The 11,933-nt window shown below is 64.7% G+C and carries 9 protein-coding genes; 6 read left to right on the forward strand and 3 right to left on the reverse strand.

Annotated elements, in window-relative coordinates:
- Positions 1–51: 51 nt before the first annotated feature.
- Positions 52–456, reverse strand: coding sequence for an acyl-CoA thioesterase (locus tag ACCQ07_RS06455; RefSeq protein WP_007967522.1), 405 nt, complete (start codon positions 454–456; stop codon positions 52–54).
- Complete coding sequence (gene uvrA / locus ACCQ07_RS06460) at positions 456–3,422, reverse strand: excinuclease ABC subunit UvrA (protein WP_029818918.1); 2,967 nt, start codon at positions 3,420–3,422, stop codon at positions 456–458. Before uvrA ends, ACCQ07_RS06455 begins: the two co-directional genes overlap by 1 nt.
- A 292-nt stretch (positions 3,423–3,714) precedes the next feature.
- Between uvrA and rplU the strand changes: the two genes are divergently transcribed.
- From rplU to obgE, 3 genes are all read left to right on the forward strand, one after another.
- Positions 3,715–4,035: a 50S ribosomal protein L21 gene (rplU, locus tag ACCQ07_RS06465; RefSeq protein ID WP_003484328.1), complete on the forward strand. Its 321-nt coding sequence runs from the start codon at positions 3,715–3,717 to the stop codon at positions 4,033–4,035.
- 12 nt (positions 4,036–4,047) lie between these two features.
- Positions 4,048–4,308 carry a 50S ribosomal protein L27 gene (gene rpmA / locus ACCQ07_RS06470; RefSeq protein WP_003484326.1) on the forward strand — a complete coding sequence of 87 codons (261 nt, stop codon included), beginning with the start codon at positions 4,048–4,050 and terminating at the stop codon, positions 4,306–4,308.
- A 246-nt stretch (positions 4,309–4,554) separates the two neighbouring features.
- On the forward strand, positions 4,555–5,622 hold the full coding sequence (gene obgE, locus ACCQ07_RS06475; protein WP_011346750.1) for a GTPase ObgE: 1,068 nt from the start codon (positions 4,555–4,557) through the stop codon (positions 5,620–5,622).
- A 91-nt stretch (positions 5,623–5,713) separates the two neighbouring features.
- On the opposite strand, the gene rpsT is transcribed toward obgE, so the two are convergent.
- On the reverse strand, positions 5,714–5,983 hold the full coding sequence (rpsT, locus tag ACCQ07_RS06480) for a 30S ribosomal protein S20 (protein ID WP_003484323.1): 270 nt from the start codon (positions 5,981–5,983) through the stop codon (positions 5,714–5,716).
- 116 nt (positions 5,984–6,099) lie between these two features.
- Between rpsT and murJ the strand changes: the two genes are divergently transcribed.
- From murJ to ileS, 3 genes are all read left to right on the forward strand, one after another.
- The gene (gene murJ, locus ACCQ07_RS06485) at positions 6,100–7,692 is read left to right on the forward strand and encodes a murein biosynthesis integral membrane protein MurJ (RefSeq protein ID WP_218195464.1); all 1,593 of its coding nucleotides are present in this window, start codon (positions 6,100–6,102) and stop codon (positions 7,690–7,692) included.
- Positions 7,693–7,877: 185 nt separating this feature from the next.
- A complete protein-coding gene (locus ACCQ07_RS06490) occupies positions 7,878–8,930 on the forward strand; it encodes a bifunctional riboflavin kinase/FAD synthetase (protein WP_008577112.1) in 1,053 nt (350 codons plus the stop codon).
- A 6-nt stretch (positions 8,931–8,936) separates the two neighbouring features.
- Positions 8,937–11,768, forward strand: coding sequence for an isoleucine--tRNA ligase (gene ileS / locus ACCQ07_RS06495; protein WP_033479258.1), 2,832 nt, complete (start codon positions 8,937–8,939; stop codon positions 11,766–11,768).
- Positions 11,769–11,933: the final 165 nt, after the last annotated feature.

Below are 11,933 nucleotides of genomic sequence, written 5' to 3' on the forward strand. Positions count from 1 at the left end.
GCCGCCGCCGATCTTTCGCGCTGCAGCCTCAGCGAATGAGGCGGTGGGAATTCAGCTGCTGGCCGCGCGCACCGCATCCGGCAGCGCGGCGCTCTTGCCGGTCTGCGTATCGATCCACACCACCACCACGTTGCCATCTGAGTACAGCTTGCTGTCGTCCTTCTGGTCGAAGATGCGGTGGCCGATGGTCACGCTGCTGGTGCCCAGGCGTTCGACGAACAACTCGACGGTGATGTCGTTGGGCCAGATCAACGGCTGCTTGTAGTTGACATTGGTGGCGGCCACCACCGGCGCGATGCGGTCGGTCATCGCCACGCCTTGCACGCCCAGCATCCAGCGCACCCGCGCTTCTTCCAGATAGGAAATGTACTTGGCGTTGTTGACATGGCCCATGCTGTCCATGTCGCGCCAGCGCACGCTGATCGGAATGCGTGCCAGTACCTTGTGTTCGCTCATCAGCTTGCCTTCTTCTTCGCAGTCTTCTTGGTAGCGGATTTGGCGGCCTTGGCCACCTTCTCCGGTTTGACCTTGCGCGGCGGGCGCGCATCGGGCTTGTTGGCCATCGCCGCCGGACGCGTCTCGCGCGCCTTCACCGATGGCAGCATCTTGGCCAGGAACTGCCCGGTATAGGACGGCTTATGCGCGGCCACGTCTTCCGGCGTACCGGAAATCAGGATGGTGCCGCCGCGATGTCCACCTTCCGGGCCCAGGTCCACGATCCAGTCGGCGGTCTTGATCACGTCCAGATTGTGTTCGATCACCACCACCGTGTTGCCTTCGTCGCGCAGCTTGTGCAGCACGCCGAGCAACGCTTCGATATCGTGGAAGTGCAGGCCGGTGGTCGGCTCGTCCAGGATGTACAAGGTGCGCCCGGTATCGCGACGCGACAGTTCCTTGGATAGCTTGACGCGCTGCGCTTCACCGCCGGAGAGCGTGGTCGCGCTTTGGCCCAGCTTGATGTAGCTCAGACCCACATCGACCAGCGTTTCCAGCTTGCGCGCGATCGACGGCACCGGTTCGAACAGGCGCAGCGCATCTTCCACGGTCATCTGCAACACGTCGCTGATGTTGAAGCCCTTGTAGCGGATCTCCAGCGTTTCGCGGTTGTAGCGCTTGCCGTGGCAGACATCGCAGGGCACGTAGACATCGGGTAGGAAGTGCATTTCCACCTTGATCATGCCGTCGCCCTGGCAGGCCTCGCAGCGTCCGCCACGCACATTGAAACTGAAACGCCCCGGCGAATAACCGCGTGCACGCGCCTCCGGTACCTGCGCGAACAGCTCGCGCAACGGCGTGAACATGCCGGTGTAGGTCGCCGGATTGGAACGCGGCGTGCGCCCGATCGGCGACTGGTCGATATCCACCACCTTGTCGAACAGGTCCAGGTTTTCGACTTCGCGATGCGGCGCCACCGTGTGCGAGGCGCCATTGATCTCGTTGGCCGCCAGGGTGAACAAGGTATCGTTGATCAGCGTCGACTTGCCCGAGCCGGACACGCCGGTGATGCAGGTCAGCAGGCCGGCGGGAATATCCAGGTCGACATTCTTCAGGTTATTCCCGGTGGCGCCGCGCAGATGCAGCATCATCTTCGGGTTGGGCTTGTGGCGCTGCTTGGGAATCTCGATGCGGCGCTTGCCCGACAGGTATTGGCCGGTCAACGAGCGTGGCGATTTCAGGATGTCGTCCAGCGTGCCTTGCGCGCAGATTTCGCCGCCATGCACGCCGGCGCCGGGGCCGATGTCCAGCACGTGGTCGGCCAGGCGGATCGCATCTTCGTCATGCTCGACCACGATCACCGTGTTGCCCAGGTCGCGCAGCCGCGTCAGCGTGCCGAGCAGGCGCTCGTTGTCGCGCTGGTGCAGGCCGATCGAGGGCTCGTCCAGCACGTACATCACCCCGACCAGGCCGGCGCCGATCTGGCTGGCCAGGCGGATGCGCTGCGCCTCGCCACCGGACAAGGTGTCGGCCTTGCGCTCCAGGGTGAGGTAATCCAGACCCACGTCGACCAGGAAGCCCAGCCGCTCGGCAATCTCCTTGACGATCTTGGCCGCGATCTCGCCACGCCAGCCCGGCAACGACAGGCCGCGGAAGAAATTCAACGCCTCATTGACCGGCAGCACCACCAGCTCGGGCAGCGGGCGATCGGCCACGAACACGTTGCGCGCAGCGCGATTCAAGCGCGTGCCGTTGCAGGCGGGGCAGGGCTGCTGGCTGACGTACTTGGTCAGTTCTTCGCGCACCGCTGGCGATTCGGTTTCGCGGTAACGGCGCTCCAGGTTCGGCAGGATGCCCTCGAAGCGGTGCTTGCGCGTGGTGCGCCCGCCCGCATCGGTGAAGTAGGTGAAGCTGATCACCTCATCGCCGCTGCCGAACAGCACCGCCTGGCGCACCTTGGCCGGCAGCGTATTCCACACCGCATCCACGTCGAACTTGTAGTGCTTGGCCAGCGAGGCAATCAGCTGGAAATAATAGGCATTGCGCCGGTCCCAGCCGCGCACCGCGCCGGCCGACAGCGACAGCTCCGGATGCACCACCACACGATCGGGGTCGAAGAATTCGGCCACGCCCAAGCCATCGCAGCTGGGGCAGGCGCCCACCGGTGCGTTGAACGAAAACAGACGCGGTTCCAGCTCCGGCAGCGAGTAGTCGCACACCGGGCAGCTGTACTTGGACGAGAACAGGTGCGGCGCGGCCGCCGGGTCGTCCAGCGACTGCACCGCCACCATGCCTTCGCCGAGCTTGAGCGCGGTCTCGAAACTTTCCGCAAGACGCTGCTTGATGTCCTCGCGCGGACGGAAGCGGTCGATCACTGCCTCGATGGTGTGCTTCTGGCGCAACGCCAACGGCGGCACCGCATCGATTTCATAGAGCTCGCCGTCCACGCGCACGCGCACGAAGCCCTGCGCACGCAGTTGCTCGAACACCTGCGCATGCTCGCCCTTGCGGTCGCGGATCACCGGGGCCAGCAACATGTAGCGCTGCTCCTGATCCTGGGTGAGCATGTGGTCGACCATCTGGCTGACGGTCTGCGCTTCCAGCGGGAAGCCGTGGTCCGGGCAACGCGGCTGGCCCACGCGCGCGTACAGCAGGCGCAGGTAGTCGTAGATCTCGGTGATCGTGCCGACGGTGGAGCGCGGGTTGTGCGAGGTGGATTTCTGTTCGATCGAAATCGCCGGCGACAAGCCTTCGATGTGGTCCAGGTCCGGCTTTTCCATCACGCTGAGGAACTGGCGCGCATACGCCGACAGCGACTCGACGTAGCGGCGCTGGCCTTCTGCGTAAATGGTGTCGAACGCCAGCGACGACTTGCCCGAGCCGGACAGGCCGGTAATCACGATCAACTTGTCGCGGGGCAGGTCGAGGTCGATGTTCTTGAGGTTGTGCGTCCGCGCGCCGCGGATGCGGATGAAATCCATCGCCATGGGGGATCCGATGTCGGGCCGGCGAACCGGCAGTGGTGCGAGCGTGCTCAGCAGGAATGAGTGGCAGTCGATCAGCCTACCCGCCGACCTAGGTGAGGGCAATTGCCCCAAATGCCAGTCTGCCGGGGCCGTTGTGGCGGCCGGATGATGCGTTCTACCAGCCCAGTGCGGGCCAGTCGCGGCCAGGCTGCTTGCGACTTGACCCGAAACCGGCTAAGCCAGTACAATTCCGCTCCTGTCTGCCCCATGGGCAAGGCAGGCGACCATAATAACTACAGAGGAACACCTGGTCATGTACGCAGTTCTGGTAACCGGCGGTAAGCAATACCGCGTCGCGCAGGGCGAAACGCTCCGCGTGGAAAAGCTCGAAGTCGAAGCTGGCAACGAGATCAAGTTCGACACCATCCTGATGCTGGGCGATAGCGATGGCATCAAGCTGGGCGATGCGCTGAAGGGCGCCTCGGTCACCGCCAAGGTCGTGGCCCACGGCCGCGCCGACAAGGTGCGCATCATCAAGTTCCGCCGCCGCAAGCACCACATGAAGCGTCAGGGACACCGTCAGCACTACACCGAAATCGAGATCACCGGCATTGCCGGTGGCGACAAGAAGTAAGGAGAACCAGTCATGGCACATAAAAAGGGCGTAGGTTCCTCGCGCAACGGTCGCGATTCGAATCCGAAGTACCTCGGCGTGAAGATCTTCGGTGGCCAGGCCATCGACGCCGGCAACATCATCGTGCGTCAGCGCGGCACCCAGTTCCATCCGGGCGCCGGCGTCGGCCTGGGTCGTGACCACACGCTGTTTGCGCTGGTCGACGGCAAGGTGGAGTTTTCCACCAAGGGTCCGAAGAAGCGTCGTACCGTCAGCGTGGTTGCCGAGGCGTAATCGCCCGCTCCATGCAGGCCAGTCCATGAGGCGGTAATGCCTTATGGGCAAGACGGAAAGCCCCGCTTTTGCGGGGTTTTTCGTTTGACGGCTGGGAATCGGGAGTAGGGAATCGGGAATCGGAACAGCGATTCTGCACCCCGACCGGATTCCACGGCTGTGCTGGCAAGCATTCTTGCTGGCAGGAGGCGGCCACTCGCTGTGCCGATTCCCGATTCCCCATTCTCCATTCCCGGTTGTCATCCCATGAAGTTAGTCGACGAAGCAGAAATCCTGGTCACCGCCGGTAATGGCGGCAACGGCTGTGTCGGCTTTCGCCGCGAGAAGTTCATTCCGCTGGGTGGGCCCGATGGCGGCGATGGCGGTGCGGGCGGTAGCGTCTGGATCGTGGCCGACGAGAACGTCAACACGCTGGTCGATTTCCGCCATGAGCGCACCTTTAAGGCGCAGCGCGGCGAGAACGGCATGGGCCGTCAGGCCTACGGCAAGGGCGGCGAAGACCGCATCATCGTGGTGCCGGTCGGTACCGTGGTGATCAATGTGCAGACCGACGAAGTGATCGGCGATCTGACCCGGCACGGCGACCGCTTGCTGGTCGCCAAGGGCGGCAAGGGCGGCCTGGGCAACATGCATTTCAAGAGTTCGGTCAACCGTGCGCCACGCCAGGCCACCACCGGTGAGGAGGGCGAGGAGCGTTTGCTCAAGCTGGAACTGAAGCTGCTGGCCGACGTTGGCCTGCTGGGTTTCCCCAATGCCGGCAAGAGCACCCTGATCCGCGCAGTGTCCTCGGCCACACCGAAGGTGGCCGACTACCCGTTCACGACCCTGTACCCGAATCTGGGCGTGGTCAGTGTCGAGGCGTACCGCAGTTTCGTCATTGCCGACGTTCCGGGCCTGATCGAAGGTGCTGCCGACGGTGCCGGTCTGGGCACGCAGTTCCTGCGCCATCTGCAGCGCACCCGCCTGCTGCTGCATCTGGTGGATATTTCGCCTGCGCTGGGCGTGTATGGCGAGGGTGGTGTGGACGGCGTATCGCCGGCCGATCAGGTGCGCACCATCGAACGCGAACTGGAACGACACGATCCCGAGTTGCTCAAGAAGCCGCGCTGGCTGGTGCTCAACAAGGCCGACCTGATGTTCGAAGACGAGGCGCGTGCCGCCGCAGAGAGCATCGTGGCCGAGTTGGGCTGGACGGCGCCGTGGTACCTGGTGTCCGCTCTCGGGCGTGACGGCACGTTCCCGATCATGAAGGACGTGATGGCGTTCTTCGACCGCCAGCGCGAAGACGAGCTCGATGCACGCAATGCAGGCTGAGTGCAGGCGCAGGCACACAAAAAACCCGGCCAAGGCCGGGTTTTTCTGTATTGCCGGAAGCCAGGCTCCCGGCAATGCGCAAACCGATCGCTTATGCGGCCTTGATGGCCTTGATGCGCGCGGTCAGGCGGCTCTTGTGACGTGCAGCCTTGTTCTTGTGAATCAGGCCACGGGCGCTGAAACGGTCGAGGATGGGCTGGGCAACGGCGAAAGCAGCTTCGGCGCCTGCAGCATCGTTGGCGTCAAGGGCCTTGATCACCTTCTTGACGGCGGTGCGCAGCATCGAGCGCTGACCGGTGTTGCGCTCATTGCGCACAATGGTCTGCTTGGCGCGCTTCTTGGCGGACTTGATATTGGCCACGGTGGTGGGTTCCTGAAAAATCGGTATGGTGGAAAAAGCAAGCGCGAAAGTATGATGGACCCGGATATGTACGTCAAGTCAGTTGTCAAGAGGGATGCAGAGTGAGCAAGCCCGGCATGTTGAGAGGCCTGCTCTCATTCAGCAGTATGACCATGATCTCGCGGGTGCTGGGCCTGATCCGCGACCAGGCGATTTCCACCACCTTCGGCGCCAATGCGGTGACCGACGCGTTCTGGGTGGCCTTCCGCATTCCCAATTTCCTGCGCCGGCTGTTCGCCGAAGGCTCGTTCGCCACTGCGTTCGTGCCGGTGTTCACCGAGGTCAAGGAGACCCGCCCGCATGCCGACCTGCGCGAGCTGATGGCGCGCGTGTCCGGCACCTTAGGCGGGATGTTGCTGCTGATCACCGCACTGGGGCTGATCTTCACCCCGCAACTGGCCGCGGTGTTTTCCGATGGCGCGGCCACCGATCCTGAAAAATACGGTTTGTTGGTCGATCTGTTGCGGCTGACCTTTCCGTTCCTGCTGTTCGTCTCGTTGACGGCGCTGGCCGGCGGCGCGCTCAACAGCTTCCAGCGCTTTGCCATTCCGGCGCTGACGCCGGTCATCCTCAATCTGTGCATGATTGCCGGCGCGCTGTGGTTGGCGCCGCGGTTGGAGGTCCCGATCCTGGCGCTGGGCTGGGCGGTCCTGGTGGCCGGTGCGTTGCAGTTGCTGTTCCAGTTGCCGGCGCTGAAGGGTATCGACCTGCTGACGCTGCCGCGCTGGGGCTGGAATCACCCGGATGTGCGCAAGGTGCTGACCTTGATGATCCCGACCTTGTTCGGCTCGTCGATTGCGCAGATCAACCTGATGCTGGATACGGTGATCGCCGCGCGCCTGGCCGATGGGTCGCAGTCGTGGTTGTCGCTGGCTGACCGGTTCCTGGAACTGCCGCTGGGTGTGTTCGGTGTGGCGCTGGGCACGGTGATCCTGCCGGCGCTGGCGCGCCATCACGTCAAGACCGACCGCAGCGCTTTCTCCGGCGCGCTGGACTGGGGATTTCGCACCACCTTGCTGATCGCGATGCCGGCCATGCTCGGCCTGCTGCTGCTGGCCGAACCGTTGGTGGCGACGTTGTTCCAGTACCGCCAGTTCACCGCGTTCGACACCCGCATGACGGCGATGTCGGTCTACGGTCTGAGCTTCGGTTTGCCGGCCTACGCCATGCTGAAGGTGCTGCTGCCGGCCTTCTACGCACGCCAGGACACCCGCACCCCGGTGCGTGCGGGCGTGGCGGCGCTGATCGCCAACATGGTGTTCAACTTCGCGTTGCTGGCGGTCGTGTACCAGATCATGGTGCCGCCCGAACTCAAGGCGCAGGGTGTGATGCAGGCGCTGGGCAAGCAGCCGGGCCTGCATCTGGCGTTGGGTATCGCCAGTGCATTGTCGAGTTATCTCAATCTGGGATTGCTGTGGTATTGGCTGGGCAAGTCCGGCGTGTACCAGCGCCGCCCGGGCTGGGGGGGCTATACGCTGCGTCTGCTGCTGGCGTGCGCGGCGATGGCGGCAGTGCTGTTGAGCCTGCTGTGGTGGCTGCCGTCGTTTACGCAGATGGACAAGTGGAACCGCATCGGCTGGCTGGCGGTACTGGTGGGCAGTGGCGGGGCGACGTATCTGGTCGCGCAGTTGGCGCTGGGGCTGCGGCCGCGGCATCTGCGCGAAGGCTGAGGCGACAGCCGAACGAATGCGCGGCACGGTCGCCTGCGCTGGCTGAGGTTGCGCATCCCCGCGCACCGCAGGCGGTGGCGCGCTGCCACGCCAAGGTGCCATACGGCTTGACAGGCACGGCTATACTTGCAGGTTATGTATCAACGAGGGTCGGCCGGCGGGCCGGCATCTGTTTGGATCGAGGAATGAGCAGGCTGTTTAGAGACGTCGAAGGCGGGACGCTGTTCCCGCGCGGAAGCGTGGTCTGCATCGGTGCCTTCGATGGCCTGCATCTGGGGCATCGGACGCTGGTGCAACACGCCGTGGCGCGTGCCCGCGCACTCGGTGTGCCGGCAGTGGCGGTGAGCTTCGAGCCGCTACCGCGTGAATTCTTCGCACCCGCCGCGCCGCCGCCGCGTCTGACCCTGGCGCGCGCCAAGATCGAAGGCTTATACGGGTTCGGCGCCGACAGCGTGGGCATGATCCGTTTCGACGGTCGCCTGTCCAAGATGCGTGCGGAAGATTTTGTGCGGCTGGCGCTGGTTGGCCGGCTGCGCGCGCGCGAAGTCTGGATTGGCCCGGAATTCCGTTTCGGCCATCGACGCAGCGGCGACATCGGCCTGTTGCGTACGCTTGGCGAGCAGCATGGGTTTGTGGCGGGCGAGATTGCGCCGGTGCATCTGCATGGGGAGCGGATTTCAGCGACGCGGATTCGCGAACTGCTCGGCGCCGGCGAATTTGCCCACGCTGGCGACTTGCTCGGTCGCCCGTACGCCATCGGTGGCCGGGTCGTGCGCGGCAAGCAGCTTGGCCGGACCTTGGGCTATCCCACCGCCAACCTGCGCTTTCCGCGCACGCCGGCGTTGTCGGGGATCTATGCAACCTGGGTGCACGGCGTGGCCGAACGGCCGTGGCCGTCGGTGTCGAGCTTCGGCACGCGCCCCACGGTAGCGGGCGTGGAGCCGCTGCTGGAAGCGCACTTGTTCGATTTCCAATGCGATCTGTATGGCCGGCACATTGCCGTGGAATTCGTCGCCAAGCTGCGCGACGAAGAAAAATTCGATGGCCTGGAGGCGCTGACCGTGCAGATGCACCGCGATGCCGAACAGGCACGTGAGGTGCTGGCGGCGCAGATGCATGCTGAGCAACAACCCTCGAGTACGGCCAGTCCCTTGCAAGAGCCCGAAGATAATGCGAGTCCCTCGCAAGAGCCCGCACATCCATGTGCGGACTTCTCAAGCAATCCAGCGCAACGGTAGATTCCTGTGACCCAAGACTACAAAGCCACTCTTCATCTGCCTGCGACGGAATTTCCGATGCGCGGCGACCTGCCCAAGCGCGAGCCGGCGATGCTGGAGCGCTGGGAGCGCGAGGGCTTCTACGCGCAGCTGCGTGCCAATGCCGCCGGCCGCCCGTTGTTCGTGCTGCACGACGGCCCGCCGTATGCCAATGGCCAGATCCATCTGGGCCATGCGGTCAACAAGATCCTCAAGGACATCATCGTCAAGTCGAAGTATCTGGCCGGCTTCGACGCGCCGTACATCCCGGGCTGGGATTGCCACGGCCTGCCGATCGAGATCGCGATCGAAAAGAAATACGGCAAGGTCGGCGTCAAGCTCGATGCGGCCCAATTCCGGCAGAAATGCCGCGAGTACGCCACCGAGCAGATCGATCTGCAGCGACGCGATTTCAAGCGCCTGGGCGTGATCGGCGATTGGGACAACCCGTACAAGACGCTGGATTTCCGCTTCGAAGCCAACGAAATCCGCGCGCTGGCCAAGGTGGTCGACAACGGCCATCTGACCCGCGGCGTCAAGCCGGTGCACTGGTGCTTCGATTGCGGTTCGGCGCTGGCCGAGGCCGAGATCGAATACGCCGACAAGGTGTCGCCGACGGTGGATATCGCCTATCCGGCGCGCGATCCAGGTGCAGTGGCTGCCGCATTCGGCGCGACGCTACCGAGTGGCGTGGGCGTGGCGGTCCCGATCTGGACTACCACGCCGTGGACGCTGCCGGCGTCGCTGGCGGTGAGCCTGGGCGCGGAGCTGGACTATGTGCTGGTGGAAGGCCCGGCCGATCGCGGCCAGCCGCGCTGGCTGGTGATCGCCGAAGCGTTGGCTGCCAAGGCGCTGGCGCGCTACGGCGTGGATGCTGTCGTGGTGCACGGCCATGCCAAGGGCGCCGCGCTGGAGCAGATGCTGCTGAACCACCCGTTCTATGCCGAACGCGAGATCCCGCTGCTGCTGGGCGATCACGTGTCGGCCGAGGACGGTACCGGCGCCGTGCATACCGCACCGGGTCACGGCCAGGAGGACTATCAGGTCTCCAAGCACTACGGTCTGCTGGAGCGCTATGGCGCCGCGCAGATCAATCCGGTGGACGGGCGCGGCGTGTATCTGCCGTCGACGCCGCCGCTGGGCGATACCGCGCTGGCCGGCCTACATATCTGGAAGGCCAACGACGTCATTATCGACGCGCTGCGCGGCACCGGTGTGCTGCTGGCGGCCAGCAAGATGGAGCACAGCTATCCGCATTGCTGGCGGCACAAGACGCCGATCGCGTTTCGCGCCACGCCGCAGTGGTTCATCTCGATGGAGCAGGCCAATCTGCGCGCCGATGCGCTGAAAGCCATCGAAAACGTGCATTGGTATCCGTCCTGGGGCCAGGCGCGCATCGCCGGCATGGTCGACGGGCGCCCGGACTGGACCATTTCGCGGCAGCGCACCTGGGGCGTGCCGATCGCCTTGTTCGTGCATCGCGAAACCGGCGAACCGCATCCGCGCAGCACCGAGTTGCTGCGCCAGGTGGCCGACCGCGTGGAGCAGGGCGGTGTGGATGTCTGGTACACGCTGGACGCGTCCGAGCTGCTGGGTAGCGAGGCGGCCGACTACGAGAAGATCACCGACATCCTGGATGTGTGGTTCGACTCCGGCGTGACGCACGAAGCGGTGCTTCCGGATCGTGGCCTGCCCAAGCCGGCCGACCTGTATCTGGAGGGCTCCGACCAGCACCGCGGTTGGTTCCAGTCCTCGCTGCTGAGCGGCGTGGCGATGGACAAGGCCGCGCCGTACAAACAGTGCCTCACCCACGGCTTCACCGTGGACGAGCACGGCCGCAAGATGTCCAAATCGCTGGGCAACGGCATCGAACCGCAGGACATCATGAAGACGCTGGGCGCGGACATCCTGCGCCTGTGGATCGCTTCTGCCGACTACAGCAACGAAATGTCGCTGTCGCAGGAGATCCTCAAGCGCAACGCCGATGCCTACCGCCGGCTGCGCAACACCGCGCGCTTCCTGCTCGGCAACCTGCATGGTTTCGATCCGCTGCAGCACCTGGTGGCGCTGGACCAGATGGTGCTGCTGGACCGCTGGATCGTGCATCGTGCCCACGAGCTGCAGGAAAAGATCGTGGCCGCCTACGCGCGCTACGACTTCGCCGAGATCGTGCAGGCGCTGCTGAATTTCTGCAGCGTGGACCTGGGCTCGCTGTACCTGGACGTCACCAAGGACCGCCTGTACACGATGGCCGAAGACGCACGCGGCCGCCGTTCGGCGCAGAGCGCGATGTACCACGTGGCCGAGGCGTTCGTGCGCTGGATCGCGCCGGTGTTGAGCTTCACCGCCGAGGAACTGTGGGGCTACCTGCCGGGCCAGCATGTCGACAACGTGCTGTTCGCCACCTGGTACGACGGCCTTGCGCCGTTGCCGGCCGATGCTGCATTGACCGGTGCGGATTTCGACAAGTTGCTGGTCCTGCGCGAGCAGGTGGCCAAGGTGCTGGAGCCGATGCGTGCCAATGGCGCGATCGGTGCGGCGCTGGAAGCGGAGATCACCGTGGCCGCCGATGCGCAGACCGCTGCGCGCTGGCAGCCGCTGGCCGAGGAACTGCGCTTTTTGTTCATCAGTGGCGATGTCACCGTGACCGCAGCCAGCACCGACGACATCTTCGTCAGTGCGCAGCCCACCACCAAGGCCAAGTGCGTGCGCTGCTGGCACCACCAGGCCAGCGTGGGCAGCGACCCGCGTCACCCGGAACTGTGCAGCCGTTGCGTCAGCAATATCGAAGGTCCGGGCGAGCAGCGTCGCTGGTTCTGACGCGGCCTCGCCGGCGGCGGCGCGTGGCGGGGATCTCGCCACGCACACTGCCGGCCTCTGGCGCTGGCGCAGCTCGCGTCAGCTGCCGGGGTAGCCCTGGTCGCCCTGCGGCGAGGCGGCCATTCCGCCGTGCGCCTGGCTTGCTGAAGCTTGGGGCATGCACGC

The organism is Xanthomonas sp. NCPPB 3583 (assembly GCF_041475715.2).
Lineage (GTDB): Bacteria > Pseudomonadota > Gammaproteobacteria > Xanthomonadales > Xanthomonadaceae > Xanthomonas > Xanthomonas euvesicatoria.